The organism is Streptomyces sp. NPDC045431, from assembly GCF_040646655.1.
GTDB lineage: Bacteria > Actinomycetota > Actinomycetes > Streptomycetales > Streptomycetaceae > Streptomyces.
Map to the genome: position 1 here is coordinate 247,768 of NZ_JBEZAQ010000005.1, position 25,652 is coordinate 273,419.

General features: G+C 72.9%; 27 protein-coding genes and 1 pseudogene. 19 read left to right on the top strand and 9 right to left on the bottom strand.

The window, feature by feature from the left end; all coding sequences use genetic code 11:
* Window positions 1-21: 21 nt before the first annotated feature.
* On the bottom strand, window positions 22-453 hold the full coding sequence (locus AB0A69_RS14775; RefSeq protein WP_361420449.1) for an ATP-binding protein: 432 nt from the start codon (window positions 451-453) through the stop codon (window positions 22-24).
* Between the two features lie 240 nt (window positions 454-693).
* Between AB0A69_RS14775 and AB0A69_RS14780 the strand changes: the two genes are divergently transcribed.
* Together AB0A69_RS14780 and AB0A69_RS14785 are read left to right on the top strand one after the other, a co-directional pair.
* The gene (locus tag AB0A69_RS14780) at window positions 694-1,563 is read left to right on the top strand and encodes a helix-turn-helix transcriptional regulator (RefSeq protein ID WP_361420452.1); all 870 of its coding nucleotides are present in this window, start codon (window positions 694-696) and stop codon (window positions 1,561-1,563) included.
* A 59-nt stretch (window positions 1,564-1,622) separates the two neighbouring features.
* The gene (locus tag AB0A69_RS14785; RefSeq protein WP_361420455.1) at window positions 1,623-1,826 is read left to right on the top strand and encodes a DUF397 domain-containing protein; all 204 of its coding nucleotides are present in this window, start codon (window positions 1,623-1,625) and stop codon (window positions 1,824-1,826) included.
* Here the strand turns inward: AB0A69_RS14785 and AB0A69_RS14790 are convergent.
* Window positions 1,801-2,979 (bottom strand): 8-amino-7-oxononanoate synthase, encoded by a 1,179-nt coding sequence (locus tag AB0A69_RS14790; RefSeq protein ID WP_361420458.1) that lies wholly within the window; start codon window positions 2,977-2,979, stop codon window positions 1,801-1,803. The genes AB0A69_RS14785 and AB0A69_RS14790 overlap by 26 nt on opposite strands.
* Before the next feature lie 144 nt (window positions 2,980-3,123).
* Between AB0A69_RS14790 and bioB the strand changes: the two genes are divergently transcribed.
* The 7 genes from bioB (at window position 3,124) to AB0A69_RS14825 (ending at window position 10,315) form a co-directional block, all read left to right on the top strand.
* Window positions 3,124-4,314: a biotin synthase BioB gene (gene bioB, locus AB0A69_RS14795; RefSeq protein WP_361420461.1), complete on the top strand. Its 1,191-nt coding sequence runs from the start codon at window positions 3,124-3,126 to the stop codon at window positions 4,312-4,314.
* Window positions 4,307-5,599, top strand: a complete 1,293-nt coding sequence (locus AB0A69_RS14800) for an adenosylmethionine--8-amino-7-oxononanoate transaminase (RefSeq protein ID WP_361420464.1) — start codon at window positions 4,307-4,309, stop codon at window positions 5,597-5,599. Before bioB ends, AB0A69_RS14800 begins: the two co-directional genes overlap by 8 nt.
* Before the next feature lies 1 nt (window position 5,600).
* Entirely contained in the window at window positions 5,601-6,320 is a 720-nt protein-coding gene (bioD, locus tag AB0A69_RS14805; RefSeq protein ID WP_361420467.1) for a dethiobiotin synthase, read from the top strand.
* A 74-nt stretch (window positions 6,321-6,394) separates the two neighbouring features.
* The gene (locus AB0A69_RS14810) at window positions 6,395-6,739 is read left to right on the top strand and encodes a VOC family protein (RefSeq protein ID WP_361420470.1); all 345 of its coding nucleotides are present in this window, start codon (window positions 6,395-6,397) and stop codon (window positions 6,737-6,739) included.
* Window positions 6,740-6,790: 51 nt separating this feature from the next.
* Window positions 6,791-7,438 (top strand): class I SAM-dependent methyltransferase, encoded by a 648-nt coding sequence (locus tag AB0A69_RS14815; protein ID WP_361420473.1) that lies wholly within the window; start codon window positions 6,791-6,793, stop codon window positions 7,436-7,438.
* A 15-nt stretch (window positions 7,439-7,453) separates the two neighbouring features.
* Complete coding sequence (locus tag AB0A69_RS14820; RefSeq protein WP_361420476.1) at window positions 7,454-9,748, top strand: helix-turn-helix transcriptional regulator; 2,295 nt, start codon at window positions 7,454-7,456, stop codon at window positions 9,746-9,748.
* A gap of 9 nt (window positions 9,749-9,757) precedes the next feature.
* Window positions 9,758-10,315 (top strand): XRE family transcriptional regulator, encoded by a 558-nt coding sequence (locus AB0A69_RS14825; protein WP_361420479.1) that lies wholly within the window; start codon window positions 9,758-9,760, stop codon window positions 10,313-10,315.
* Here the strand turns inward: AB0A69_RS14825 and AB0A69_RS14830 are convergent.
* Window positions 10,281-10,838: an AAA family ATPase gene (locus tag AB0A69_RS14830; protein ID WP_361420481.1), complete on the bottom strand. Its 558-nt coding sequence runs from the start codon at window positions 10,836-10,838 to the stop codon at window positions 10,281-10,283. The two genes, AB0A69_RS14825 and AB0A69_RS14830, sit on opposite strands and share 35 nt — an antisense overlap.
* 237 nt (window positions 10,839-11,075) lie before the next feature.
* On the opposite strand from AB0A69_RS14830, the gene AB0A69_RS14835 reads away from it, so the two are divergent.
* Together AB0A69_RS14835 and rox are read left to right on the top strand one after the other, a co-directional pair.
* A complete protein-coding gene (locus AB0A69_RS14835; RefSeq protein WP_361420484.1) occupies window positions 11,076-11,789 on the top strand; it encodes an AAA family ATPase in 714 nt (237 codons plus the stop codon).
* A 213-nt stretch (window positions 11,790-12,002) separates the two neighbouring features.
* A complete protein-coding gene (gene rox / locus AB0A69_RS14840) occupies window positions 12,003-13,472 on the top strand; it encodes a rifampin monooxygenase (protein WP_361420487.1) in 1,470 nt (489 codons plus the stop codon).
* A gap of 55 nt (window positions 13,473-13,527) precedes the next feature.
* Here rox and AB0A69_RS14845 read toward each other — a convergent pair whose 3' ends face one another.
* A complete protein-coding gene (locus AB0A69_RS14845) occupies window positions 13,528-13,947 on the bottom strand; it encodes a hypothetical protein (protein ID WP_361420490.1) in 420 nt (139 codons plus the stop codon).
* Between the two features lie 307 nt (window positions 13,948-14,254).
* Between AB0A69_RS14845 and AB0A69_RS14850 the strand changes: the two genes are divergently transcribed.
* Entirely contained in the window at window positions 14,255-15,232 is a 978-nt protein-coding gene (locus AB0A69_RS14850; RefSeq protein ID WP_361420493.1) for a GlxA family transcriptional regulator, read from the top strand.
* A gap of 5 nt (window positions 15,233-15,237) precedes the next feature.
* Here the strand turns inward: AB0A69_RS14850 and AB0A69_RS14855 are convergent, their stop codons facing one another.
* A complete protein-coding gene (locus AB0A69_RS14855) occupies window positions 15,238-15,609 on the bottom strand; it encodes a fic family toxin-antitoxin system, toxin component (RefSeq protein ID WP_361420496.1) in 372 nt (123 codons plus the stop codon).
* A 67-nt stretch (window positions 15,610-15,676) separates the two neighbouring features.
* Window positions 15,677-15,952 (bottom strand): toxin-antitoxin system HicB family antitoxin, encoded by a 276-nt coding sequence (locus AB0A69_RS14860; protein ID WP_361420499.1) that lies wholly within the window; start codon window positions 15,950-15,952, stop codon window positions 15,677-15,679.
* A gap of 77 nt (window positions 15,953-16,029) precedes the next feature.
* Here AB0A69_RS14860 and AB0A69_RS14865 point away from each other — a divergent pair, with 77 nt between their 5' ends.
* The 6 genes and pseudogenes from AB0A69_RS14865 (at window position 16,030) to mug (ending at window position 22,185) form a co-directional block, all read left to right on the top strand.
* Window positions 16,030-16,485: a GNAT family N-acetyltransferase gene (locus AB0A69_RS14865; RefSeq protein ID WP_361420502.1), complete on the top strand. Its 456-nt coding sequence runs from the start codon at window positions 16,030-16,032 to the stop codon at window positions 16,483-16,485.
* A gap of 223 nt (window positions 16,486-16,708) precedes the next feature.
* The gene (locus AB0A69_RS14870; protein WP_361420504.1) at window positions 16,709-18,103 is read left to right on the top strand and encodes a hemolysin family protein; all 1,395 of its coding nucleotides are present in this window, start codon (window positions 16,709-16,711) and stop codon (window positions 18,101-18,103) included.
* The gene (locus tag AB0A69_RS14875; protein WP_361420507.1) at window positions 18,100-19,119 is read left to right on the top strand and encodes a hemolysin family protein; all 1,020 of its coding nucleotides are present in this window, start codon (window positions 18,100-18,102) and stop codon (window positions 19,117-19,119) included. Before AB0A69_RS14870 ends, AB0A69_RS14875 begins: the two co-directional genes overlap by 4 nt.
* Before the next feature lie 25 nt (window positions 19,120-19,144).
* Window positions 19,145-19,909, top strand: a pseudogene (locus AB0A69_RS14880) (SGNH/GDSL hydrolase family protein); the annotation flags it as partial.
* A 258-nt stretch (window positions 19,910-20,167) separates the two neighbouring features.
* On the top strand, window positions 20,168-21,610 hold the full coding sequence (gene purB / locus AB0A69_RS14885) for an adenylosuccinate lyase (protein ID WP_361420510.1): 1,443 nt from the start codon (window positions 20,168-20,170) through the stop codon (window positions 21,608-21,610).
* 20 nt (window positions 21,611-21,630) lie between these two features.
* The gene (gene mug / locus AB0A69_RS14890; protein WP_361420513.1) at window positions 21,631-22,185 is read left to right on the top strand and encodes a G/U mismatch-specific DNA glycosylase; all 555 of its coding nucleotides are present in this window, start codon (window positions 21,631-21,633) and stop codon (window positions 22,183-22,185) included.
* 79 nt (window positions 22,186-22,264) lie between these two features.
* Here the strand turns inward: mug and AB0A69_RS14895 are convergent, their stop codons facing one another.
* From AB0A69_RS14895 to AB0A69_RS14905, 3 genes are all read right to left on the bottom strand, one after another.
* On the bottom strand, window positions 22,265-22,702 hold the full coding sequence (locus AB0A69_RS14895) for a hypothetical protein (RefSeq protein WP_361420516.1): 438 nt from the start codon (window positions 22,700-22,702) through the stop codon (window positions 22,265-22,267).
* A gap of 150 nt (window positions 22,703-22,852) precedes the next feature.
* Window positions 22,853-24,040, bottom strand: a complete 1,188-nt coding sequence (locus AB0A69_RS14900; protein WP_361420519.1) for an MFS transporter — start codon at window positions 24,038-24,040, stop codon at window positions 22,853-22,855.
* Entirely contained in the window at window positions 24,018-25,148 is a 1,131-nt protein-coding gene (locus AB0A69_RS14905) for an alcohol dehydrogenase catalytic domain-containing protein (RefSeq protein WP_361420522.1), read from the bottom strand. The genes AB0A69_RS14900 and AB0A69_RS14905 overlap by 23 nt, the downstream gene beginning before the upstream one ends.
* A 223-nt stretch (window positions 25,149-25,371) precedes the next feature.
* Here AB0A69_RS14905 and AB0A69_RS14910 point away from each other — a divergent pair, with 223 nt between their 5' ends.
* Window positions 25,372-25,614: an XRE family transcriptional regulator gene (locus AB0A69_RS14910; RefSeq protein WP_361420525.1), complete on the top strand. Its 243-nt coding sequence runs from the start codon at window positions 25,372-25,374 to the stop codon at window positions 25,612-25,614.
* Window positions 25,615-25,652 lie beyond the last annotated feature (38 nt).

Genomic DNA, 25,652 nt, shown 5'->3' on the forward strand with positions numbered 1-25,652 from the left:
GCCGCCGTACCGGGCGGGCGCTCAGCCCCGGACGGGGACGGACCAGGGCAGGGCGATCCACACCGTCTTGCCGCCCTCACCGGTCGGAGTGACCGTCAGGCGGCCACCGCGTTCGGCGGTGAGCCAGCGGATGATGACCATGCCGCGGCCGTTGTCCTGCTGCACGGCCGCGGGCAGGCGCTGCGGCCAGCGCGGGTGGCTGTCGGTGACACCGATGCGCAGCTGCTCGTCCCGTTCCAGCCGGATGTCCACCGTGAAGGTCGGTGACTGCCCGAAGGTGTGCTGGACGGCGTTGGTGGTGAGCTCGGAGACGATCAGCCGTACCGCGTCCGCCGTGTCGGACTCGGCCGGCAGGCCCCATTCGGTAAGAACGTCCGCCACGTATCTGCGGGCTGCGGAGACCGAGGCTGGATCGCTCGGCAGAGTGACGGATGCTTCCTGGTGGTCTGCCATGGCGACGCTGTCCCTTTCCCACCGGGGCCGGACTCCGACAGGGAGCGGATGTTGTGCGAGGACGGCCTCGGATTGCGCTTCGCGCCAGAGTGCCACTTATGTCGCCCCAGGTGGGGCCGATCCCCCAAGATATGCATATATCTGTCGCTCGAAGCGGTGAACCCTGCTACGCGAGAGCGGTTCCGGCGGGCAGACTGGCGGGTTGGTCCAGCGTTCCGGAGGGCGGGAGGTGGGGCTGTCGTGCGGGGCACGCGGCACGGTCCGGCGGTGCGGCGCCGCAAGCTCGGCGAGGAGTTGCGGCGGCTGCGCCTGAGAGCCGGGCTCACCAGCCGGGACGCGGCCCGGCTCGTCGGCTGGCACCAGTCGAAGGTCAGCCGGATCGAGACGGGTGCCAGCGGGGTGACGGGCGAGGACGTGTCACGGCTGCTCGACGCCTACGGCGTACGTGAACCGCGCCAGCGCGCGCTGGTGGAGGCCCTCTCCGGCGCGGCCGCGGACGGCGGCGGCACGGGGTGGTGGCACGCGTACCGGGGCGTGCTGCCGCCGCAGTACCAGGACTTCATCAGCCTGGAGTCGCAGGCGTGCGCGGCGCGCACACTCGAGACCTCGGTGGTGCCGGGCCTGCTGCAGACGGCCGACTACGCGCGGGCGGTGACACGCGCGGCGCTGGACGGGCTGCCGGTGACGGCGGTCGACTCGCTGGTGGAGGTGCGGCTCGCCCGCCAGGAGGTGCTGTTCGGCGATCCGCCGCTACGCCTGGAGGCGGTACTGGACGAGGCGGTGCTGCGGCGGCAGGTGGGCGGCCCGGGGGTGATGCGGGCGCAGCTGCGGCGGCTGCGGGAGCTGGCGGACCTGCCCCATGTGCGGCTCCAGGTGCTGCCGTTCGCGGTGGGCGGGTACGTCGGCCTCTCCGGGCCTTTCGTTATTTTCTCCTTCGCGAACATGTCTGATCTGGATGTGGTGGTTCTCGACCACTTGACGAGTAGCCTCTATCTCGAACGCACGGAAGACCTCGAGGCGTACAGCGCCGCGTTCCGCACCATGCAGGCGCACGCCCTGACGCCCGAGGAGTCGTCGGAACTCATCGCCGGGATCGGTGACGGCGCGTAGGGGTTCTCGCGCTGATCCCGCCTGATCGGCGAGAGACCCCCCAGGGAGAGGCACCCCACATGTCTGCTTACCTCGCACACCACGATGGCCCGCAGTGGCGGCGCAGCAGCCGCAGCGTGGGCATGAACAACTGCGTCGAGGCGGCCCGTCTCGACGCCGCGCGGCTGGCCGTGCGCGACTCGAAGGACACCGCCAGGCCGCCGCTGCGGTTCTCCCCGGCGGCCTGGACGTCCTTCGTCAGCTCCCTGAAGCAGGCGGGCTGACCGGCGCCGGGTCCGGCGCCGTTCGGAGGATCGTGGCCACGGCCGTCTCGATCTGAACCTCTGTCAGATCGGCGCGGGCGGTGAGCCGCAGGCGCGAGATCCCGTCGGGCACCGACGGCGGCCGGAAGCAGCCCACCGCCAGCCCCTCGGCGCGGCAGTCCGCGGCCCACCGCACGGCCTGCTCCGGCGACGGGGCGCGTACGGAGACGACGGCGGCGTCCGGCCGCACGGCGGTCAGGCCCGCCGCCGTCAGCCGCCCGTGCAAGGTGGCCGCGACCGTACGCGCCCGGCCGGCCAGGCCCGGCTCGGCGCGCAGCAGACGCAGGCTCGCGAGCGCGGCGCCCGCCGCGGCCGGGGCCAGGCCCGTGTCGAAGATGAAGGTCCGCGCGGCGTTGACCAGGTGGTCGATCACGCGCGCCGGGCCGAGGACCGCTCCACCCTGGCTGCCCAGGGACTTGGACAGCGTGAGCGTGGCGACGACGTCCGCGTCGCCCGCGAGCCCCGCCGCGTGCAGCGCCCCGCGCCCGCCGTCGCCCAGCACGCCGAGGCCGTGCGCGTCGTCGACGACCAGCGCGGCGCCGTGCGCGCGGCAGGCGGCTGCGAGTTCCGCCAGCGGCGCCGCGTCGCCGTCGACCGAGAAGACCGAGTCGGTCACGGCGAGGGCGCGGCGGCCGGGGTGGGTGCCGAGGGTCTTGTTCACGGCGTCGGGGTCGGCGTGCGGAACGACGGCGGTCTCGGCGCGCGAGAGGCGGCAGCCGTCGACGATCGAGGCGTGGTTGCCCGCGTCCGAGACGATGAGGGAACCGCGGGCGCTGAGCGCGGTGAGGGCGGCCAGGTTGGCCGCGTACCCGGAGGAGAAGACCAGGGCGGCCTCGAAGCCGCAGAAGTCCGCCAGTTCGCGCTCCAGCTCGGTGTGGAGCTCGGTGGTGCCGGTGACCAGGCGCGAACCGGTGGCGCCGGCGCCCCAGCGGCGGGCGGCCTCGGCGGCCGCCTCCGTGATGGCGGGGTGGCGGGTGAGGCCGAGGTAGTCGTTGCTCGCCAGGTCGAGCAGCTCCGGCTCGGCGGGCCGGGGGCGGAGCACGCGTACCAGACCGGCGTCCGTGCGGCGGCGCGCCTCGGCGTCGGTCCAGTCGAAGGGGTCTTCCTGCGGCATGGGTCGGGTCCCTTTTGTAGGCAGCGCACAGACCCTAGCCCGGGACAGCGGGGGGCACAGTGTGGTCATACACACACCGCTCAGCCGCTCTCTTGTCCGGTTCCTCCTTGGCCAGGGGGTGTGCCGTAGGACAGGATCGGCGCCATGGACCTGTTGAACACGCTGGTGGACAAGGGGCTTCGGCGCGAGCTGCCGACCCGCGAAGAAGCGCTCGCCGTGCTGGCGACCTCCGACGACGAGCTGCTCGATGTGGTGGCCGCGGCCGGCAAGGTGCGGCGCAAGTGGTTCGGGCGCCGGGTGAAGCTCAACTACCTGGTCAATCTGAAGTCGGGCCTGTGCCCGGAGGACTGCTCGTACTGTTCCCAGCGGCTCGGGTCCAAGGCCGAGATCCTCAAGTACACCTGGCTGAAGCCGGAGGAGGCCTCGAAGGCGGCCGCCGCGGGCGTCGCGGGCGGTGCCAAGCGGGTGTGCCTGGTCGCCAGTGGCCGCGGGCCGACGGACCGGGACGTGGACCGCGTCTCGCAGACCATCGCGGCGATCAAGGAAGAGAACGAGGGCGTCGAGGTCTGCGCCTGCCTGGGCCTGCTCTCCGACGGCCAGGCGGAGCGGCTGCGCTCGGCGGGCGCCGACGCGTACAACCACAACCTGAACACGTCCGAGGGGACGTACGGGGACATCACGACCACCCACACCTACGCGGACCGCGTCGATACGGTGCAAAAGGCGCACGCCGCGGGCCTGTCCGCCTGCTCCGGGCTCATCGCGGGCATGGGCGAGAGCGACGAGGACCTGGTGGACGTGGTCTTCGCGCTGCGCGAACTGGACCCGGACTCGGTGCCGGTGAACTTCCTCATCCCCTTCGAGGGCACGCCGCTCGCCAAGGAGTGGAACCTCACCCCGCAGCGGGCGCTGCGCATCCTGGCGATGGTCCGGTTCGTCTGCCCGGACGTCGAGGTCCGGCTCGCGGGCGGGCGCGAGGTGCACCTGCGCACGCTCCAGCCGCTGGCGCTGCACCTCGCGAACTCGATCTTCCTGGGCGACTACCTCACCAGCGAGGGCCAGGCCGGCAAGGCGGACCTGGAGATGATCGCGGACGCCGGTTTCGAGGTGGAGGGCACGGACACGACGACGCTGCCGGAGCACCGCTCGGACGCCGCGTCCTGTGGCTCCTCGGGCGGCGGCTGCGGCTCCGGCTCGGTGTGCGGGTCGGACGCGGAGGCTCCGGCGGAGGTTCCGGCGGTGGCACCGGCGGTGGCCGAGCCGCAGACGGCCCGCCCCGACCTCGTCGCGGTGCGCCGTCGTGGCGCCGGTACGGACCTGGCGCCCAATGCCTGAGCCGCTCCCCCACCGCGAACTGGTCGCGTTGGACCGGGCCCACGTGTGGCACCCGTACAGCCCGATGCCGGGCCGTACCGACCCGCTGGTCGTCGAGTCCGCCTCCGGCGTACGGCTGCGGCTCACGGAACCGGCGTACGGGCGGCACGAGTTGGTCGACGGCATGTCGTCCTGGTGGTCCGCGATCCACGGCTACAACCACCCGGTGCTCAACGAGGCCGCGAGCGGGCAGCTCGGCCGGATGAGCCACGTCATGTTCGGCGGACTCACCCATGAGCCCGCCGTGCGGCTGGCCACCCGGCTGGTCGAGATCACGCCGGAGCCGCTGCGCCACGTGTTCCTGTGCGACTCGGGCTCGGTGGCGGTCGAGGTCGCCGTCAAGATGTGCCTGCAGTACTGGCGCTCGATCGGCCGCCCGCCCAAGCAGCGGCTGCTGACCTGGCGCGGTGGCTACCACGGCGACACCTGGCAGCCGATGTCGGTCTGCGACCCCGAGGGCGGCATGCACGGGCTGTGGTCCGGGGTGCTCCCCCGGCAGCTCTTCGCGGGGCCGCCGCCGGCCGCGTACGACGAGACGTACGCGGACGAGCTCAGGGAGCTGATCGCGCGCCACGCGGACGAGCTGGCCGCGGTGATCGTGGAGCCGGTGGTGCAGGGCGCGGGCGGGATGCGCTTCCACGACCCGGCGTACCTGCGGGTGCTGCGGGAGGCGTGCGACGCGCACGACGTCCTGCTCGTCTTCGACGAGATCGCGACCGGCTTCGGGCGGACGGGCACGCTGTTCGCGGCCGAGCAGGCGGGCGTGGCGCCCGACGTCATGTGTCTGGGCAAGGCGCTGACCGGCGGCTACCTGTCGCTGGCGGCGACGCTGTGCACGCCGCGCGTGGCGGACGGCATCTCGCAGGGCGAGGTGCCGGTCCTGGCGCACGGGCCGACGTTCATGGGCAACCCGCTCGCCACGGCCGTCGCCTCCGCCTCCATCGACCTGCTCCTGGAGCAGGACTGGGCGCGGGAGGTCAAGCGGATCGAGGCGGGCCTGCTGGACGGGCTCGCGGAGGCGCGCGAGCTGCCGGGCGTGCACGAGGTGCGGGTGCTCGGCGCCATCGGCGTCGTACAGCTGGACCATCCGGTGGACATGGCGGCCGCGACGGCGGCGGCGGTGCGCGAGGGCGTATGGCTGCGGCCGTTCCGGGACCTGGTGTACGTGATGCCGCCGTACATCACCGGGGCGGAGGACCTGGCACGGATCTGCCGCGGGGTGTGCGCGGCGGCACGGGAGGGCTGAGATGACGGTACTGGTGGTCAGTGGGACGGGCACGGAGATCGGCAAGACCGTCGTCACGGCGGCCGTCGCCGCGGTGGCGCGGGCGGCGGGCCGGTCGGTGGCCGTGCTGAAGCCCGCGCAGACGGGCGTCGGCCCCGGCGAGCTCGGCGACGCGGACGAGGTCGTACGCCTCGCCGGCGAGGGTGTCACGCCCGTCGAACTGGTCCGCTTCCCCGAGCCCCTGGCCCCGGCGACGGCCGCGCGGCGCGCCGGGATGGCGCCGGTGGCGCCGGACGAGGTGGCGCGGGCCGCGCGGAAGCTGGCCGAGGAGTACGACCTGGTCCTGGTCGAGGGCGCCGGCGGTCTCCTCGTACGGTACGACGCCGAGGGCGGCACCCTCGCGGACGCGGCGCGCCTGCTGGACGCGCCGGTCCTGGTCGTGGCGCCCGCCGGGCTCGGCACGCTCAACATGGCGACGCTGACGGGCGAGGCGCTGCGGGCGCGCGGCCTGGCCCAGCTGGGCGTGGTCATCGGCAGCTGGCCGGACGAGCCCGGCCTGGCCGAGCGCTGCAACGTCACGGACCTGCCCGAGTCTGCCGGGGCGCCGCTGCTGGGCGCGGTGCCCGCGGGCGCGGGGGCACTGCCGGTGGACGCCTTCCGGGAGCGGGCGGCGACGTGGCTGGCCCCGGCGCTCGGGGGTGTCTGGGACGCGGATGCGTTCGCCGCGGCCGTGGGCGGCTGAGCGGTCGTACGCGGCTGAGCAGTCGTACGCTGCTGGGGAGTCGTACGCTGCTGGGGAGTCGTAGGCTGCCGAGCATGCGTGCTCGAGTGAACGAGATCGTGTTCGACTGCGCCGACCCGGCCGCGCTGGTCCGCTTCTGGGCCGCGCTGCTGGGCGGCGAGCCGGTGGACCGCAGTCCCGGCTGGTCGTACGTGGAGCCGCCGGGGTTCGTACGCATCGCCTTCCAGCGCGTGCCGGAGGGCAAGGCGGCGAAGAACCGGCTCCACCTCGACCTGGAGGGCGGCGACGTGGGGGCGGCGGCCGACGAGGCGGTACGGCTCGGCGCGGTGCGGGTCGACGAGATCGTGACGGACGACCACGGCCGCTTCCAGGTGCTGCGGGACCCCGAGGGCAACGAGTTCTGCTTCGTCGGCGGCTGACGGGGGGAAACTGACGGTGTCCGCCCACCCCCTCTCGCCGGGAGGTCCGCGATGCGGGACACCGTCCACCACCCCCTCTTCGCCCGCTTCTACGCGCGCATGAGCGTCGCGATGGACACGAAGGGCGGGGTGGCCGCGTACCGCGACGAGCTGCTGGCCGGGCTCTCCGGCCGCGTCATCGAGATCGGCGCCGGGAACGGCCTGAACTTCGCCCACTACCCGGGAGCCGTCTCCGAGGTCGTCGCCATCGAACCGGAACGGCGGCTGCGGCAGTTGGCGGTCAGTGCGGCACTGCGCTCCGACGTACCGGTGGACGTGGTGCCGGGCGTTGCGGAGGCGCTGCCGGTCAAGAGCGAGGCCTTCGACGCGGCGGTGGCGTCGCTGGTGCTGTGTACGGTACGGGACCTGCCGCGCGCCCTCGCGGAGCTGCGGCGGGTCCTGCGGCCGGGCGGTGAGCTGCGCTTCTTCGAACACGGGCGGGCGGAGGGACGGGCCCTGGCCACGGCGCAGCGGGCCCTGGACCGCACGGTGTGGCCGGCGCTCTTCGGCGGGTGCCACACGGCGCGTGACCCGCTGGCGGCGCTCGGGGCGGCGGGGTTCGAGGTCGTCTCGTACCGCCGGTTCCGCCTCCCGGAGAAGGGGCCGCAGCTGCCGTCGTCACCGTGCGTGCTGGGGGTGGCCCGGCGCCCGGGCGGCTGACGTTAGGGTGACCGTGTGTCTGATGAGCAGGAGCAGCTGTTCGCAGCGGTCGACGCGCTGCTGGAGCAGGTGGCGGCCCTCCCCGCCCCGGCCGAGCGCCGCCGCCTGCGCGAGGCGGCGGGGCTGAGCCGGGACCAGATCGCCCAGGCGCTCTCCGTCCGCCGCGAGACCATCACGTCCTGGGAAACCGGCCGCTCGGACCCGCGCCCGCCGAAGCGGGCGGCGTACGCGCGGCTGCTGTCGGGGCTGGCGGAACGGCACCCGGAGGCCGCGGCGCCGGAACCGGCGGAGCAGGCTCCGACGGAGGAGGCTCCGGCACCGGTCGCGGGGGCTCCGGCTCCGGCGGAGGAGGTTCCGGTGCGGGCGGAGGCTTCCGCTCCCGCAGGGGGTCCGGCCGCGGCTCCGGCTCCGGCGGAGGCTCCCGCTCCGGCGGAAAGTCCGGCCACGTCTCCGGTTCCGGCTCCGTACGGCGCCGGCGGCAGCGGCAGCGGCAACGGAAACGGAAACGGCCCCGCCGGGCGGGTGCCCGCGCCGCAGGGGCGGCGCGCGCCCGGCGGGGCTGGGCCCGGGACGGTGACCGGTCGCGTCCGTACACCGGCGGCGCGGAGCGAGGACCCCGCCCGAGAGGCGGTCGACGAGCGCTTCGCGCACGGCCCGGTGGCCGTGCTGGACGGGGACGGCAGCGCGTACTGCGCCGCGGGGCTCGTCCTCGACTGCCCGGCCACCGACATCCCCTCGCTCGTCGAGTGGGCCTTGGGCGAGGCACGGCTGGGCGCGCCCCGGCTGCACCGCAACGGGCAGGACGCCGACCCGCTCGTGGTGCTGACGGAGTCGGCGGCCGTACGGCTCGGGCTGCCGGCCGAGCTGGCGGACCGGCGCGGGCTGCGGCTCCCCGACGACCACGAGGTCGTACGGCGGCTCAGGAAGGCCGACTGGCTGCTGACGCGCCGCGGGTTCGGGCCCTGGGCCTGGGTGTACCGCCCGGCGCAGGGCAGTCGCCGCCGGTGCGTGCAGTTCGCCGTCCTGCCGTGGGGGGCGCTGGACGGCCGTACGTGGGGCGGGGCCGCCGGACTGCCCCCGGCCGAGCTGGCCGACACGCTCGCGACGTACGCCGCCCGGGTCATCACGCCGCGCGGGACCACCGCCGTCTGCGGTCTGCAGCTGATGACCGCGCTGCGCCCGCCGACGCGCGCGGTGAAGGACGAGGCCACCGGCTCATGGGTGTCCGCGCCCAGCCCCGGCACCCTCACCGAGGCCGTCGACCCGGCGCCGCCGGAGGCTCCGGACGAGCACCCGGTCGTCGCGGCGCTGTACCCGCGCGGGCACCAGCGCACGCCCGACCAGGTGCTCGACGAGGAGGCGTACGACTGGATCCGCGATCCGGAGCTGCTCACCGACGCGGAGTGCGCCCGGCCGTACGCCGTCGGCATCGACGTGAACATGGCGTTCGCGGCGGCCGCGAACCGCCTCACTGTCGGGCTGGGCGCCCCGGTCCACGTCACGTCGCCGGTCTTCGACAAGAAGGTGCCCGGCTCCTGGCTGGTGGACCTGTCGTCGGTCGAGGTGGACCCGCGGCTGCCGAACCCGTTCACGCCGCACGGCGCACGGCCGGAGGGGCCGGCGTGGTACGCCACCCCGACCGTCGCGTACGCCGTCGAGCTGGGCCACGCGGTCGCGCCCGTCGAGGCGTACGTACGCCCGGAGAACGGCGCTTACTTGGACGCCTGGTACACGCGGCTGCGCGACGCCTATCTGGCGACGATGGAGGAGTTCGGCGTGCGCGCGGGGATGCCGGAGGCGGAGTTCCTCGCGGCGATGGAGGCGGCCGAGGGATACAAGGCGAAGGAACCGGGCCGGGCGGCCGTCCTGTCGGCCGTCAAGGCGACGGTCAAGGGCGGCATCGGCAAGCTCCGGGAGCGTCCGCAGGGCACCGGATACCGCCCCGGCGAGCGGTGGCCCGCGCTGGAACGCCCCACCTGGCGCCCGGACATCCGGGCGGCCGTGATCGCGGCCGCCCGGGTCAACATGCACCGCAAGATGCTGCGGCTCGCGGAGGGGGCGGGGCTGTTCCCGATCGCGGTGCTGTCCGACTGCGCCGTGTACCTGTCCGACGGCCCCAGCCCGCTGGACTTCCTGCCGCGCACCCCGGACGGCAAGCCGCTGCCGGGCGGCTTCCGGCTCGGCGTATCGCCGGGCATGGTCAAGCACGAGGGCACGCAGTCCCTGATGTGGGCGGTGCGCCTGCTGGACGAGGGCCACAATCCGGCCCGGCACATCAAGGGCACGGACGCCGTGGCGGACGGGGAGTAGGACCGAGCGATGGGCATCCTGGGCGACAGCCTCGAACGGGCCGCGGAGCACACCTTCACGCGCCCCCTCCCCAAGTCGGCTCCGGCGCAGGTGCGGTTCCTCGTCCGCAGCGAGAAGGGCTCCACGCGCGCGGTGGCGCGACGCCTGGGCGTCTCGCAGCGCACGGTGGAGCGGTACGTCAAGGGCCAGATCAAGCACCCGCGGCCGGAGCTGGCGGCGCGGCTGCTCGCCGAGGTCCGCAAGTCCTGGCAGCCGCGCGTCCGGCAGCGGGCCCGCGAGGCGGCCGCGACGACCGGCGGCATCGTGATCGAGACGCGCGCCCGCTTCGGCTTCACGGCCGCCCCCGGCTCGACCGACGACAGCCGCCTGCGCCTGATCACCCAGCACCTTCCCCCCGCCTACGCGGCCCGCCTCTTCGACGCCCAGGCGGCGGGCGCGGCCGAACAGGAACTGCGCGCCATCGCCGCCGAGGCCCTTCAGGAGCAGTACTTCAAGGACCGCGGGCGGCGGGCGGCGGGCCTCCAGGTGGAGTTCACGGACATCGACTACGTGGAGCTCGACTACTGAGACTCCTGACGGCCTCTGCGATCTGCCGGGCGGCCTGTGCGGGGGTGAGGTGCGTGGTGTCGACGACCTCGGCCTCGGCATGCAGCCACGTGCGGGCCGCCTCGGCGTAGGGCTCGAGGTACTGGAGACGGAACGGGGAGTTGGGGCCGAGATCGATGTCGCCCGCGATGCGCGCGCGGAGGGTGTCCTGGTCGGCATGGAGGACGAAGTGCCGGACCGGAATGCCATGCTGGGCAAGGCCCGAGCTGATCTCGCGCCAGTACTGCTCGACCAGGACGGTCATGGGCATCACCAGGGTTCCGCCGGTGTAGTCGAGGATGCGTCGGGCGGTTTCGACCACGAGGGGCCGCCATGGCGGCCAGTGCTGGAAGTTGTCCGTCGCAGGCAGTCCTGGCGTGATGTCCATGAGTGTCTCGCCGACCTTCTCGGCGTCGAACACCCGTGAGTCCGGGATCAGCTGCTGGACGAGCGCGCTGGTCGTCGTCTTGCCTGCGCCGTGGGTGCCGTTGAGCCATACGATCACGAAGTTGACGCTAGCGTCGTGCGGGCCATCGTGCAGCGAGCGTGACGCATCGGACCGCTGGGCAGTAGCCACCTTTTTGTGGGTACGTGGCGGCGCGCGGCGGCCGGGAGAGCCTGGTGGAGCGCGGCCGGAGGGCCGTCTGAGCCGGGTGGGACGGGGCTGTGGGAAACATCGCGAGGACCGGCGGGCTCCGCCGCCTCGGCGGGGCGTTTCCGGAGCCGGAGGGACACTGGGCGCGTGATTGTCGAACGCGCTTATGTCCATCTCTCCTCGTACGACGAGAGCGCCTGGCCCTGGTCGGTGCCCTGCGTCCGCCAGCTGGTCGACGAAGGACTGAGCTTCACCGCACCGGTGACCTTCCTGGTCGGTGAGAACGGCTCGGGGAAGTCGACCCTGGTCGAGGCGCTGGCCGAGGGCTTCGGTCTGGACTCCTACGGCGGGTCCCACGACTGGCGTTACTCCTCCCCGCGCAGCAAGTCGACGCTCGGCGAGCGGATGAGGTTCGACGGGGCATCGGGGCGCGGGCGCCGTATGGCCACCAGCTGGTCGGCCCGCAAGGGCTTCTTCCTGCGGGCCGAGACCGCGCTGGACGCCCTGGACAGGGAGGGTTTCTCGCCCGGCTCCGTCAGCCACGGCGAGGGCTTCCTCGCGGCGTTCCGCGGGAAGTTCCTCCACGCCGGGCTCTACATTCTGGACGAGCCGGAGGCGGCGCTCTCCTTCTCCTCCTGCCTGGAACTGATCGGGCACATCGACCGCTTGGCCAAGGAGGGCGGCCAGGTCATCTGTGCCACGCACTCGCCGTTGCTCACCGCCCTGCCGGGCGCGGACATCCTGGAGGTCGGCGAGCACGGCATACGGCGGGTCGCGTGGCGCGAACTCGGCGTCGTGGACCACTGGCGCCGCTACCTCGCCGACCCGCACGCCTATCTCCGGCACATTCTCGAACCGTAAAGCCGCGCGCAAAAAGCAAAGGCAAGGAGGTTACCCACTCCTTGCCACTCTCAACGTATAGCGCACTGGGGGCCTTGCGGCAAGGCCCCCGTAGTGCTGCAGAATCCCCCACCTGAGCCGGAACCTGCGGAAATCAGGGATTCGCGAAGTACGGGTGCTTTGCCGGTCTGCGCAGGTCAGCTAGCTCGTCTCGCTGAATGGGGGATTCATTTCATGATCGATGTGATCATCGCCGGGGGCGGACCGACCGGTCTCATGCTGGCCGGCGAACTGCGGCTGCACGGTGTCCACGTGGTGGTGCTGGACAGGCTGACGGAGCCGAGCAGGCAGGCCCGCGCGCTCGGCCTCCACGTGCGCAGCATCGAGGTGCTGGACCAGCGGGGCCTGCTGGAGCGGTTCCTCCCGCTCGGCCGGAAGTACGAGACCGGCGGGTTCTTCGCGGGCATCGGCACCTCGTGGCCCGCCGGGCTGGACACGGCGCATTCGTACGTCCTCGGCATCCCGCAGAGCACCACCGAGCGGTTGCTGGCCGAGCGCGCCACCGAGCTCGGCGCCGACGTCCGGCGCGGCTGCGAGCTGGTGGGGCTGAGCCAGGACGAAGACGGGGTGACCGTCGAGCTGGCCGGTGGGGGCGCCCCCGGCGAGGGGGGCGTGGCCGCCGGGGGGCGCACGCGGCTGCGCGCGCGGTACCTCGTCGGCTGCGACGGCGGCCGCAGCACCGTGCGCAAGTTGCTCGGCGTGGGCTTCCCCGGAGAGCCCGCCAGGGTCGAGACGCTGCTCGGGGAGATGGCAGTGGCCATGGGCCCCGAGGAGCTCGCGGCCGTGGTGGCGGAGGTCCGCAAGACCGAATGGCGGTTCGGCACCATGCCCCTGGAAGGCGGGACCTACCGCGTGATCGTGCCCGCCGACGGCGTAGCGGAGGATCGCACGGTCCCGCCGACCTTCCAGGAGTTCAAGCGGCGGCTGCGGGACTTCGCCGGGACCGACTTCGGCGTGCACTCGCCCCGCTGGCTGTCCCGGTTCGGTGACGCCACCAGGCTGGCGGACCGTTACCGCGTCGGCCGGGTGCTGCTGGCCGGTGACGCGGCGCACGTTCACCCGCCGACCGGCGGGCAGGGGCTCAACCTCGGTATCCAGGACGCGTTCAACCTCGGCTGGAAGCTGGCCGCCGAGGTGCGCGGCTGGGCGCCGGAGGGGCTGCTGGACAGTTACCAGACGGAGCGGCGCCCGGTGGCCGCCGACGTACTCGACAACACCCGCGCGCAGACCGAGCTGCTGTCCTCCGAGCCGGGCGCCCGGGCCGTGCGCCGGCTGATGGGCGAACTGATGGAGTTCGAGGAGGTGAACCGCTACCTGATCGAGAAGATCACCGCGATCGCGGTCCGCTACGACCTCGGCGAGGGGCACGAACTCGTCGGCCGGCGGCTGCGGGACCTGAAGCTGAAGCGGGGGCGCCTCTACGACCGGATGCGCGGCGGCCGGGGGCTGCTGCTGGACCAGACTGGCCGGCTGTCGGCAGCGGGCTGGGCGGACCGGGTCGACCACGTCGTGGAGGTCAGCGAGGAACTGGACGTTCCCGCGGCGCTGCTGCGCCCGGACGGTCACGTGGCCTGGGTCGGGGACGATCAGCAGGGTCTGCTCGGTCACCTGCCCAGGTGGTTCGGCGACGCCGCTGCCGGCTGAGCGGCGACGCCGGGGCCTGACGGGCAGGGTCCTCCCGTCGCGCCCGTCCCGTCCGTCAGGCCGCGAGGAGGATCGCCGCCGCGCCGAGGAGGTCCACCACGCAGCACCACTCCGACCAGGCACGGGGGGCCACCCGGTCGGCGCGGTGGTGGGCGAAGTCCCAGACCGCGTGGGCGAACCAGCCGGCCGCCAGCAGGTAGTGCGCGGTCGTCCGGTCGGCCGTCAGCGCCACCAGCGCGACCGCGGCGAAGAGCAACAGCCCGGCGATTTGGAGGGCGAGGACACGGGGGCCGCGCAGGTGGCCGCGCAGCGCGCCGAAGGCCAGGTAGAAGAGCGGCATCAGGGCGAGGAGGGCCGCCAGGCGTGCCACGGGCGGGGTTCCGTCGAGGAACGTCGCGGCCACCACGGCGAGTGCGAGCCAGGTGGGCCAGCGGTGCCCGAGGAGGCGCAGGACTCCGGAGAGCCGGGAAGACAAGGTAGGCGGGGAGGAGGACGGGGAAGACGGGGTAGGCGGCGAATGCCGGGAGAGCCGGGCGGGCTGGACGGGCTGAGCGGGGCCTACGGGCGCGGACGCGCTCGGTGTCGCATCGGCCCCGGTTCCGGCTCCGGTTCCGGTTTCGGTTCCGCGGGCGGCGTCAGTGGTCATGAGGTCTCTCCCGGAGCGGCGAGGGGGCGGTCGTGGACGAGTCCACTCTCCGGCCCGCCGGCCCCCGTCCGCGTACGGTCCGCGCGGTCATGTCCCGAACCTTGGGGTACCGGTCCTTCCGGCATAGGGTCCTCGCATGACGGATCGGCGAGTGGCCGTGGTCGGCTTCGACACGGCCGAGCTGCTGGACATCGCGTGCGTGACCACCACCCTCGTCATGGCGAACCACCTCGGCTCCCTGGCCCGCCAGTACGACGTGGTCCTGGTGGCGCCGGGCGGCGGGCCGATCGTCTGCGGCTCGGGGTTCACGCTGCTCAGCCAGCAGTCCCTGGAGCGGCTCGTCGGCCCGCTCGACACGCTCGTCGTCTCGGGCGGCCTGGAGGTTGAGCGGGCGGCCGCCGACCCGCGGCTCGTGGGGCATGTCCGCCGCCTGGCCAAGGAGAGCCGGCGCGTGGCCTCCGTGTGCACCGGGGCCGCGATCCTGGCCGCCACCGGGCTGCTGGACGGCCACCGCGCCACCACGCACTGGCAGTTCGCGGCCCGGCTGGCCGCCCGTCACCCCGAGGTCACCGTGGACCCGAGCCCCATCTACATCCGCGAGGGCAACATCTCCACGGCGGCGGGCATCACGAGCGCACTCGACCTCACCCTCGCCTTCATCGAGGAGGACCACGGCGCCGAGCTGGCCCGGCAGGTCGCCCGTCACCTGGTCACCTACCTGCAACGCCCGGGCAACCAGGCCCAGATGAGCCTCTTCACGGCCGCTCCCCCGCCCCGCGACGACCTGGTACGGCGGCTCGTCGACCACATCACCGGCCACCTGGACGGCGATCTGAGCACGGTGGCGCTGGCCGCGCTCGCGGGCGTGACCCCGCGCCACCTCACCCGGCTGTTCCTGGAGCACCTCGGTCAGACGCCGGGCCGGTTCGTACGCCAGGCCCGTACCGAGGCCGCCGCGCACCTCCTCGCGTCCACCACGCTACCGCTGGCGAGCGTGGCCGCCCGGTGCGGCTTCGGGTCGGCCGAGACCCTTCGCCAGGCCTTCACCAGCCGCTACGGCATCCCGCCCTCGCGCTACCGGGAGGCGCATGCGACGCGGCGCCCCGTCCCCTAGGAGGTTCACAGGCTCCACTGCCGCAGCTCCGCCGCGATGGCGCGGACGTCCGCCTCGCCCGCCTTGACCAGGCGCGCGAGGTCCCGCACCTGCTCGGGCGAGGTCACCACCTTGAGGCCGCAGGCGACGAGGTAGCCGTACGCGACGGCGGACGCGAACATCGCGTTGGAGTGCTCCAGGGCCGGGACGTGCAGCAGCAGTTGGAGCAGCGCGGCGGCGCGCGCGGGCGGGTCCGCGTAGACGGCCGTACCGAAGATCTCGGCGTCGTGCCGCGCGACGGCCGCGACGAGCGCGCCCCAGTCGATGACCTGGGGGTCGCCGGGGGTCTTGTGCTCGGCGACCATGAGGAGCCAGGCGAGGTCGATGGAGAGGCTCATCCGGAGACGGCGCCCGCCCTCTGCACCGCCGGACGCCCCCGGCCGGACGCCGCTCGACGCGGATCACTCACCGCTTGCCCTTGGCGCGCTTGCCGCCGCCCTTCGCCGGATGGTCCTCCGGCGGCCGGTGCTCCGCGGCGCCGAACTCCTCCGCGAAGACGGCTTCGTACTGCTTCATGAAGTCGGCCGCCGCCTCGACGAAGGTGCGTCCCACTTCCCCGGCGTCCTGCTGGACGAGTTCCTCGATGTAGCGGTTCACGCTGACACCCCGCTGCTGCGCCCGGCGGCGGGCGGCTTCGGCGGTGGATTCGTCCACGCGAACGTTCAGCTGGGTCTTGGCCACACTTCACGCTAGCGCGGCCGCGCTAGCAGCGACAAGGGACGTGTACCGGCCGCGGGGCGTCGTGGAGGATGGAGCGCATGAACGATCTTCGGATACGGGCCGCCCGACCGGCCGACCTCGACGCCGTCCTCGCCTTCTGGAAGATCGCCGCCGAGGGCACCAGCATCAGCGACGACCGCGACGGCGTCGAGCGCCTGGTCGCCCGCGACCCGGAAGCGCTCCTCCTCGCCGAGCGGAACGGCGAGCTCGCGGGCACGGTGATCGCCGGCTTCGACGGCTGGCGCTGCCACCTGTACCGGCTGGCCGTCCATCCGGACCATCGCCGCCAGGGCGTCGGTGGGGCGCTGCTCGCGGCCGCCGAGGAACGTTTCGTACGCCTCGGGGGGCGGCGCGGTGACGCCATGGTCCTCGACCGGAACACGTCGGCGCACCACGCGTGGCGGGCCGCCGGCTACACCCGGGAGTCGCACTGGAGCAGCTGGATCAAGCCCTTGGGCGGCGAGTCGTCGGCGAGTGGACCCCTGGAGGTCTGAGCGCTTTACCGTCCTTTTACCATTGGTGGGCATCCGCCGGAGAAGACTCCGACCGACCCACTCGACCCGACCGACCCGACCGACACACCGACCCGACTGACCGACCGACCCGACCGACCGAATCGACCGAAAGGTGTGAGCGTCCGCCCATGGGCGAGCCCCCCGGTACGCGACATCGCGCATTCCTCCGCTCCCTGTCCGACCATGGGACGGAGGTGAAGCGATGACCGAAGTCCTTCTGCTCGTCGTGGCGCTGCTGCTCTGCGTGGCGTGCGGCGGGTTCGTCGCGGCCGAGTTCTCCCTCACCACCATCGAGCGGAGCGAGCTCGAACGGGCGGTCGAGCGGGGTGAGCGCGGCGCGCCCGGCGCCCTCAAGGCCGTACGCTCCCTCACCTTCCAGCTCTCCGGGGCGCAGCTCGGCATCACCGTCACCAATCTGATCGTGGGCATGCTCTCCGAGCCGTCGATCGCCAAGCTGATCCGGGGACCGATCCAGGACATGGGGCTGTCGGCGTCGGTCGCGTCGTCGATCGCGCTCGTCATCGGCACGGGTCTGTCGACGGTGGTCCTAATGGTCGTCGGCGAGCTGGTCCCCAAGAACTGGGCGATCTCCTCCCCGCTGGGCGTCGCCAAGGTCGTCGCCACTCCGCAGCGGATCTTCAGCGCCGCCTTCAGGCCGCTGATCGGCCACCTCAACAACACCGCGAACCGCCTGGTGCGCCGGCTCGGCCTGGAGCCGGCCGAGGAGCTGGCCTCCGCGCGCAGCCCGCAGGAGCTGGTGGCCCTGGCACGCCACTCCGCCAAGCAGGGCGCCCTGGAGGCGGACACGGCGGAGCTGTTCGTCCGCACCCTGAACCTCGCCGAGCTGACCGCCGAGAACGTCATGACCCCGCGCGTGCAGGTGACCGCCCTGGAGGCGCAGGCCACCGCGGAGGACGTCGCCAACGCCACACGCGCCACCGGCCTGTCGCGGTTCCCGGTGTACCGGGGCGGCCTCGACACGGTGATCGGCACCGCGCACATCAAGGACGTCCTGGCCATCCCGGCCGAGCGGCGGCCGCGGACGCCGGTCACCGAGATCCTGCGGGAGCCGCTGCTCGTACCGGAGTCGCTCACGGTGGACCGGCTGCTCGACCGGCTCTCCGGCAAGCGGACGATGGCGGTCATCATCGACGAGTACGGCGGCACGGCCGGTGTCGTGACGCTGGAGGACATCGTCGAGGAGGTGGTCGGGGAGGTGCGCGACGAGCACGACCCGCACGAGACACCGGACCTCGCGCGGGTGGGCGAGGACGCCGACGGCCGGCTGCTGTGGTCGGCGGACGGCGCCGCGCGGACCGACCAGCTGGAGACGATCGGGCTGCGCGTGCCGGAGGGGCCGTACGAGACGCTCGCCGGGCTCATCGCGACGGAGCTGGGCCGCATACCGGTCGTCGGCGACCGGATCGAGCTCGCGGGGTGGCGGCTCGACGTGGTGGACGCCTCCGGGCGCCGGGCCGCGCGGGTGCTGCTGCATGCGCCCAGGGAGCCCCTGGGCGGGGCGCATGACGACCACGGGTCACCTGACCACAAGGACGGCGGCCGCCGCGCCGGTGGCTCCGGGGAGGCCGGCCGATGACCGCGATCCAGCTCCTGATCGGTTTCCTGACGCTCGTCGTCAACGCCTTCTTCGTCGGCGCCGAGTTCGCCCTGATCTCGGTGCGCCGCAGCCAGATCGAGCCGTACGCCGAGGCCGGGGACCGGCGGGCGCGCAGCGTCATCTGGGGCCTGGAGCACGTCTCCGCGCTGCTCGCGGCGGCTCAGCTGGGCATCACGCTCTCCACGCTGGTGCTCGGTGTGGTCGCCGAGCCGGCGATCGCCCACCTGCTGGAGCCGGTCTTCGACGCGGTGGGCGTACCGCACGGGCTGGTGCACCCGATCTCGTTCGTGATCGCGCTGTCGGTGGCCACGTACCTGCACATGCTGCTGGGCGAGATGGTGCCGAAGAACGTCGCGCTGGCCGAGCCGACGCGGCTCGCGCTGCTCCTCGGGCCGCCGCTGGTGGCGCTGACCCGGGCGCTGCGTCCGGTGATCTTCACGATCAACGCGTTCGCCAACGCGCTGCTGAGGCTGCTCCGCGTGGAGGTGCGGGACGAGGTCTCGGCGACGTTCTCGGACGACGAGCTGGCGCGGATGGTGACGGACGCGGCGCATGCGGGACTGCTGGACGACCGGGCGACGGAGCGGCTGCACGACGCGCTGGAGCTGGGTCGCCGGCCGGTGCGCGACGTGGTGATGCCGGTGGAGCGGGTGGTGTACGCGCGGGTCGGGACGACGCCCGCCGAGCTGGAGGAGCTGTCGGCGCGGTCCGGGTTCTCGCGCTTCCCGGTGGTGGACGCCACCCGGGGCATCCTCGGCTACCTCCATGTGAAGGACGCGCTGGACGTGTTCCCGCGCGACCTGCCGTTCCCGGTGTCGGCGATGCGGCCGATCGCCCGGGTGCGGGCGGCCACGCCGCTGGACGACGTCCTGACGGCGATGCGCCGCAGCCGCACGCACCTGGCGGCCGTCCTGGACGACAACGGCAAACTGGCCGGGCTCGTCACGATGGAGGACGTGCTGCGGGAGCTGGTGGGCCGCCCTCGGGCGGGTTAGGGCCTGGCGATACGATCACCCCGCCATGGAGATGAATGCCACCTACACCAGTTTCGTCGCGGTGGGCGACAGTTTCACCGAGGGCATGTCGGACCTCCTCCCCGACGGCTCCTACCGGGGCTGGGCCGACGTCCTGGCGGGCCGCCTCGCCGCCCGTGCGCCCGGGTTCCGGTACGCGAACCTCGCCGTGCGCGGCAAGCTGATCGGCCAGATCGTCGAGGAGCAGGTGGGCCTCGCGGCGGCCATGAAGGCGGACGTCGTCACGTTGGTCGGCGGGCTCAACGACACGCTGCGCCCGAAGTGCGACATGGGGCGGGTGCGCGGCCTGCTGGAGGAGGCGGTGGAGCGCCTCGCCCCGTCGTGCGGCCGGCTGGTGCTCATGCGCAGCCCCGGCCGCAACGGCCCGGTGATGGAGCGCTTCCGGCCCCGCATGGAGGAGCTCTTCGCGTACATCGACGAGCTCGCGGCCCGGCACGGCGCGCTGGTGGTCGACCTCTACGGCGCCGAGGTGCTGGGCGACCAGCGGCTGTGGGACGTGGACCGGCTGCACCTGACGGCGGAGGGGCACCGGCGGGTGGCGGAGGCCGTGTGGCAGGCGCTGGGGCTGGAGGCCGAGGAGGACTGGCGGGCGCCGCTGCCCCCTGCCGTACGGCCGGGCTGGGCGGCCCGGCGGCTGAGCGACGCCCGGTTCGCGCGGCAGCACCTCGGGCCGTGGATCGGGCGGCGGCTGACGGGCCGCTCGTCGGGCGACGGCCGCCCGGCGAAGCGGCCGGAGCTGCTGCCGTACGAGGTGCTGACCGGCGTGCGGCGCGAGCCGCCGGCCGAGACGCCGACGGAGGCCCCGACCGAGGCACCGTCCGAGGTGCGGTCACCGGCGTCGCGCGGGGCGCGGTCCGGGGTACGGTCCGAGGCGTCGGGCACCAGGCACTCGCCGGAGCTGCCGGCTCCGGGGAGCGACTCCGTTCCGCGGGGCAACGCCGCCTCGTAGCATCCGACGAACCGGACCGTGGCGCTGGCCTGCACAAACCGCCAGCTAGAATCTGGTCACGTGACTGCTGCGTCTGCGAAGCCTCGCATCCCCAATGTCCTCGCCGGCCGCTACGCCTCCGCGGAGCTCGCCGTCCTCTGGTCCCCCGAACAGAAGGTGAAGCTGGAGCGCCGGCTGTGGCTCGCCGTGCTGCGCGCACAGAAGGACCTCGGGATCGAGGTGCCGGACGCCGCCCTCGCCGACTACGAGCGGGTGCTCGACCAGGTCGACCTGGCGTCGATCGCCGAGCGCGAGAAGGTCACGCGCCACGACGTGAAGGCGCGGATCGAGGAGTTCAACGCGCTGGCGGGCCACGAGCAGGTCCACAAGGGCATGACCTCCCGCGACCTCACGGAGAACGTCGAGCAGCTGCAGATCCGGCTCTCGCTGGAGCTGATGCGCGACCGCACGGTGGCGGTGCTCGCCCGGCTGGGCAAGCTGGCGGGCGAGTACGGCGAGCTGGTCATGGCGGGGCGCTCGCACAACGTCGCCGCGCAGGCCACGACCCTCGGCAAGCGCTTCGCGACCGCGGCCGACGAGCTGCTGGTGGCGTACGCCCGGGTGGAGGAGCTGCTGGGCCGCTACCCGCTGCGCGGCATCAAGGGCCCGGTGGGCACCGCGCAGGACATGCTGGACCTGCTGGGCGGCGACGCCGAGAAGCTGGCGGAGCTGGAGCGGCGGATCGCCCATCACCTGGGCTTCGGGCACGCCTTCACCTCGGTGGGCCAGGTCTACCCGCGCTCGCTCGACTACGAGGTCGTCACGGCGCTCGTCCAGCTGGCCGCCGCGCCGTCGTCGCTGGCGAAGACGATCCGGCTGATGGCCGGGCACGAGCTGGTCACCGAGGGCTTCAAGCCCGGCCAGGTCGGCTCGTCGGCGATGCCGCACAAGATGAACACCCGCTCCTGCGAGCGTGTCAACGGCCTGATGGTCATCCTGCGCGGTTACGCCTCGATGACCGGCGAGCTCGCCGGGGACCAGTGGAACGAAGGTGACGTCTCCTGCTCGGTGGTGCGCCGCGTGGCGCTGCCCGACGCGTTCTTCGCGCTGGACGGCCTGCTGGAGACCTTCCTGACGGTGCTCGACGAGTTCGGCGCCTTCCCGGCGGTCGTCGCCCGCGAGCTGGACCGCTACCTGCCGTTCCTGGCGACCACCAAGGTGCTGATGGCGTCGGTGCGCGCCGGGGTGGGCCGCGAGGTCGCGCACGAGGCCATCAAGGAGAACGCCGTCGCCTCCGCGCTGGCCATGCGGGAGCAGGGCGCCGAGCGCAACGAGCTGCTGGACAAGCTCGCGGCCGACGACCGCATCCCGCTGGACCGGGCGCAGCTGGACGCGGCGATGGCGGACAAGCTGTCGTTCACGGGCGCGGCGGCCGACCAGGTCGGTGCCGTGGTGGCCCGGATCGAGGAGATCGCCAAGCAGCACCCGGACGCCGCCGGGTACGCGCCCGGTGCGATCCTCTGACCTCGGGGCACACGACCCGTATGACACCTGAGGAACTGGAAGCCGCTCGCGACCGCATCGTGCCCGATGTGATCGCGGGCGGCTTGTCCGTGCTGTTCTGCGGCATCAACCCCGGCCTGATGTCGGCCGCCACGGGCCACCACTTCGCCCGGCCCGGCAACCGCTTCTGGCCGGTGCTGCACCGGTCGGGCTTCACGCCCCGCCGCTTGAAGCCGGCGGAGCAGCACGAACTCCTCTCGTACGGCCTCGGCATCACCAACGTGGTCGCCCGGGCGAGCGCGCGCGCCGACGAGCTGAGCGAGGAGGAGTTCCGCGAGGGCGGCCGGCTGCTGGCGCTGAAGGTGGCGCGGCTGCGCCCGCGCTGGCTGGCGGTGGCCGGTGTCACCGCGTACCGCACGGCCTTCCACGACCGCAAGGCCCGGATAGGCCCGCAGGAGCGGACGATCGGCGACACCCGGATCTGGGTGCTGCCCAACCCCAGCGGCCTCAACGCCCACTGGACGCTGGAGACGATGGCGGAGGAGTTCGCCCGGCTGCGGGAAGCGGCGCAGGAGAGCCCCGGCCAGGACGGCTAGGGCGCCTCTCTTTCGGATCAGGCGGGGTCAGGGAGCGGTGCCAGGCCGCGCGAGCCCGGCAAGATCGGCGAGACACCCCCTAGGGCGGGTCCGTCTCCGTGACGACGGCGAGCAGCTGGAACGGCAGCTCCTTGTCCCAGTGCGAGACCCCCAGGGCTATCCAGAGCCCGTCCACGCGCCAGAGGTGGACGTCGGGCACGGAGCTGCTGAGGATGTCCCAGGGGTCCGGTATCTCCTCGCCCGCCATGCCCCGGTCGAAGACCGACCACAGGCTGAAGCTCTGCGGCTCGGCCCAGCGCGCGGTCAACAGCACCGCCAGCGCGTCGCGCTCCGCCTCGTACTGCTCCTCGACGAGCGCGCGCCGCGTGCCGTCGTCGTCCCAGAACTCCTCGCTCGTGGCGAGCTCGGCGATGTGGTAGCCGGGGCCGCTGTCGCCCGCGTCCGATCTGCCGCGCTGCCCGGGGAAGGGGCGGGAGCGCAGCCGATCGATGGTCGCCAGGTGCCGAGCGGTGGTCATGGGTCCAGTAAAGCCGCAGCCACTGACAATTGGCGTTCCGTCAGGCCTCCCTGGCCGGGGGCAGAGCCACCCGGCCAGGGAGGACCGCCGCCGCCCACCCGGCCGTCACGCCGCGTGGGGCGCTTGATCACGGTGCCCTCACGAGCCGGCTCACCGATGTGCGGACGGGGCGGTGGCGAGTGCCCGGTGTGCCAGAGGGATGATCAGGGCCGAGCAGACCGCCACAAGGACCAGTGCCAGGCGAAGTGACGTCATCTCGGCCAGCCCCCCGATGGCCGGTGGGCCGATGAGAAAGCCGAGATACCCGATGGTGGACACGGCTGCGATGGCCGTGTCCGGTGAGGGGGAGCCGGCTCCGGCGGCGCTGAGCACCTGGGGATACACGACCGAGAGACCCAGACCCATCAGGCCGAAACCCGGTATGGCGACCAGCGGTTCAGGCATGAGCACCACGGCGGAGATGCCCGCGGTGCCGATCAGTCCGCCCAGGGTGACCAGTCGGCGGGGTCCCGCGGCTTCGGCCAAGCGGTCGCCGGCCAGTCGGCCTGCGGCCATGGCTCCGGCGAAGGCCGCGTACCCGATGCCCGCCAGCGCCGGCGAGGAAAGGTCGGTCTTGAGGTAGACCGCACTCCAGTCGCTGACCGCTCCTTCCCCGAACAGGACGCAGAAGGCCACCACTCCCCCCGTGAGCACCACCTTGTCGGGCAGGGCGAAGACCGGGGCGCGTCCCTCCCGGTTGGCGGGGGCCGGCAGGAGCCAGGGGGCCGCCGCGAAGGTGAGGCACAACAGGGTGAGGGCGGTCGCGGAGAGATGGAGCTGCGGGGTGACGCCCGCGGAGGAGAGGGCGCCCCCCGCCAACGAGCCCGTCAGCCCGCCGATGCTGAACACGCCGTGCAGGGACGACATGATGGGGCGCTGTACGGTGCGTTCGACGAGGGAGCCCTGGACGTTCATGGCCACGCCGAGTGCCCCGTTCCCGAGTCCCAGGACGACCAGGGCGGCGGCCAGGCTCCACCACCCGGTTGCGTACGGCGGAAGGGCTACCGACAGTGCCAGGACCGCGCCGGACAACCGGAGCACCCAGGCTCCGTCCAGCCTGGTGCCGAGCCAGCCGGCGAGCGGCATACCGATCAGAGACCCCACCGTGACGGCCAGCAGGGCGGCACCCAGGGAGCCCTTGCTGAGGCCGATGTCCTGCTGGACGTCCGGAATCCGTACGACCCACGATCCGAATCCCGCGCCCAGCACGAAGAAGAAGACGCTGACCGCCGCACGTGCCGCGCCGGCAGGGCGCACGTCGGCATCCACACCGGTCTTACCCGCGGTCGGCTGCTGCACGAGGGCCCTCCTGCCTGCTTCCGTCCCATGCGGCGGTGAAACTGATGGAGGTCTTCAGCGACCCCCCGACCCCGTAGTGGCGAAAAACGTTCCGCACAGCGGTGTCGTCGTCGGCATCGACGGTCGCGGTGAGCAGGGGGGCCACGTCGACTACACCTTGCCGGAGCAGACCTACGGCTGTACGGAGCACATGGGCCGTACGGCGCATGGGGAACATGCGGACGTCGAAAGGCGCGGCCTGAACCTTGAGCCCCTTGGCCAGGATGAGCCACGTCTTCAGGCTCTGCGGCAGCGAAGTGGCACCGTAGACGACGTAGTTGCGTCCGGGCCACAGCAGCATCATCGCCAGCTCGCGGACGTCGTATCCATGAGCGTCGAACTCCACGTGCGGCAACGCGTCGAAGACGTAGTCGGCGAAGTGGTCCTGGTGCTCGGCGACGAACGCCTCCAGTTCGTCGGCCTGCCGCACCGGGTTGAACACCTCGGCGGCGCCCAGGCGGACGGCGGCGTCGAGCCGGTCCTGGTTGTGGTCGATGGCCACCACATGGCCCGCGCCCATGCAGCGCGTGAGGACCTGCAGGGCGAGCAGCGCGCTCGGGCCGCAGCCCAGCAGGACGACGTTGTCTCCGGGTTGCGGCGGATTGACCAGCAGGGACCGCATGACCGATGTCAGCGGTTCCGCGAGCGTGGCCAGGCTCGCGGACAGGTCGTGCGGGACGCGTACGGCCGCGGCCTGGGCCGCGTCGTAGAAGTTCCGGCCGGTATGCCAGACGCGCTCCCGTTCAGGGGCGTCGCGAGGGAACAGCGGCCGTAACGCCCGGTACTCGGCCATGCCGCCGAAGTCCGTCTGCCCCCAGTAGGTCAGCCGCTCGCCCTCGCCGACCAGCCCGTGTAACTCCTTACCGACCTCCACCACCCGCCCGACGTACTCGTGCCCTGGAACGATCGGCCAGACCTCCGGTATGAGATGACCCCGGTAGTACGAGATGTCGGTGGAGCACACCGACACCGCTTCCGTCCGCAGAACGACTTCGTCGGGAGCGCAGACCGGGTCGTCCAGCCGTTCCCTCGCTATGGCACCCGGCCCGGTCATCACGTACGCGAACAAGGTTGAGCCTCCCCGTTTCGATCACGTGTGTGCCCGAAGCGAATACCCCGAGACCCGCGAGCCAGAAGTGACCTTCAGCACATATGCCGGTGTCTCGTGAGTCCGGCGGCCCTCCCGCGGGTCCGGCCGCAGCGACATGACAGTGGGCGGCCTGGTTGCTCACGACGTTTCGGGGCAGGCGGGTGGGTAACGTTCCGTGCAAACCCCCTCCCGGAGGTGGGAGATGCCCGACCTCGCACAGCTGCTGCGTGACACCATGCGCCGCCGCCATCTGAACGCCCAGGCGCTCGCGGAACTGACCGGTATCCGCACCCCACGTATCCGGGTGTTCGCCGTTGACGGCGCCACCGGCCCGATCCGCCCCACCGAGCAGGAGCTGCACGAGCTGGCTCACGCGCTCTCCCTGCCCGCGTCCACCGTGCTCGATGCCGCAGGTCTTCTGCCGGTGGGCACGCCAGGCTCGTGACGCCCGGCCCGGACGCGAGGGCGAGCAGACCCGCCCGC

Bases quoted from the DNA above. Each gene is read 5' to 3' on its own strand.
- AB0A69_RS14775 (WP_361420449.1), bottom strand. From the start codon at position 453: ATGGCAGACCACCAGGAAGCATCCGTCACTCTGCCGAGCGATCCAGCC.
- AB0A69_RS14850 (WP_361420493.1), top strand. From the start codon at position 14,255: ATGACGGATCGGCGAGTGGCCGTGGTCGGCTTCGACACGGCCGAGCTG.
- AB0A69_RS14895 (WP_361420516.1), bottom strand. From the start codon at position 22,702: ATGACCACCGCTCGGCACCTGGCGACCATCGATCGGCTGCGCTCCCGC.
- AB0A69_RS14810 (WP_361420470.1), top strand. From the start codon at position 6,395: ATGCGTGCTCGAGTGAACGAGATCGTGTTCGACTGCGCCGACCCGGCC.
- AB0A69_RS14815 (WP_361420473.1), top strand. From the start codon at position 6,791: ATGCGGGACACCGTCCACCACCCCCTCTTCGCCCGCTTCTACGCGCGC.
- AB0A69_RS14800 (WP_361420464.1), top strand. From the start codon at position 4,307: ATGCCTGAGCCGCTCCCCCACCGCGAACTGGTCGCGTTGGACCGGGCC.
- AB0A69_RS14825 (WP_361420479.1), top strand. From the start codon at position 9,758: ATGGGCATCCTGGGCGACAGCCTCGAACGGGCCGCGGAGCACACCTTC.
- AB0A69_RS14875 (WP_361420507.1), top strand. From the start codon at position 18,100: ATGACCGCGATCCAGCTCCTGATCGGTTTCCTGACGCTCGTCGTCAAC.
- bioB (WP_361420461.1), top strand. From the start codon at position 3,124: ATGGACCTGTTGAACACGCTGGTGGACAAGGGGCTTCGGCGCGAGCTG.
- AB0A69_RS14785 (WP_361420455.1), top strand. From the start codon at position 1,623: ATGTCTGCTTACCTCGCACACCACGATGGCCCGCAGTGGCGGCGCAGC.
- AB0A69_RS14790 (WP_361420458.1), bottom strand. From the start codon at position 2,979: ATGCCGCAGGAAGACCCCTTCGACTGGACCGACGCCGAGGCGCGCCGC.
- AB0A69_RS14855 (WP_361420496.1), bottom strand. From the start codon at position 15,609: ATGAGCCTCTCCATCGACCTCGCCTGGCTCCTCATGGTCGCCGAGCAC.
- rox (WP_361420487.1), top strand. From the start codon at position 12,003: ATGATCGATGTGATCATCGCCGGGGGCGGACCGACCGGTCTCATGCTG.
- mug (WP_361420513.1), top strand. From the start codon at position 21,631: ATGACACCTGAGGAACTGGAAGCCGCTCGCGACCGCATCGTGCCCGAT.
- AB0A69_RS14865 (WP_361420502.1), top strand. From the start codon at position 16,030: ATGAACGATCTTCGGATACGGGCCGCCCGACCGGCCGACCTCGACGCC.
- AB0A69_RS14910 (WP_361420525.1), top strand. From the start codon at position 25,372: ATGCCCGACCTCGCACAGCTGCTGCGTGACACCATGCGCCGCCGCCAT.
- AB0A69_RS14870 (WP_361420504.1), top strand. From the start codon at position 16,709: ATGACCGAAGTCCTTCTGCTCGTCGTGGCGCTGCTGCTCTGCGTGGCG.
- bioD (WP_361420467.1), top strand. From the start codon at position 5,601: ATGACGGTACTGGTGGTCAGTGGGACGGGCACGGAGATCGGCAAGACC.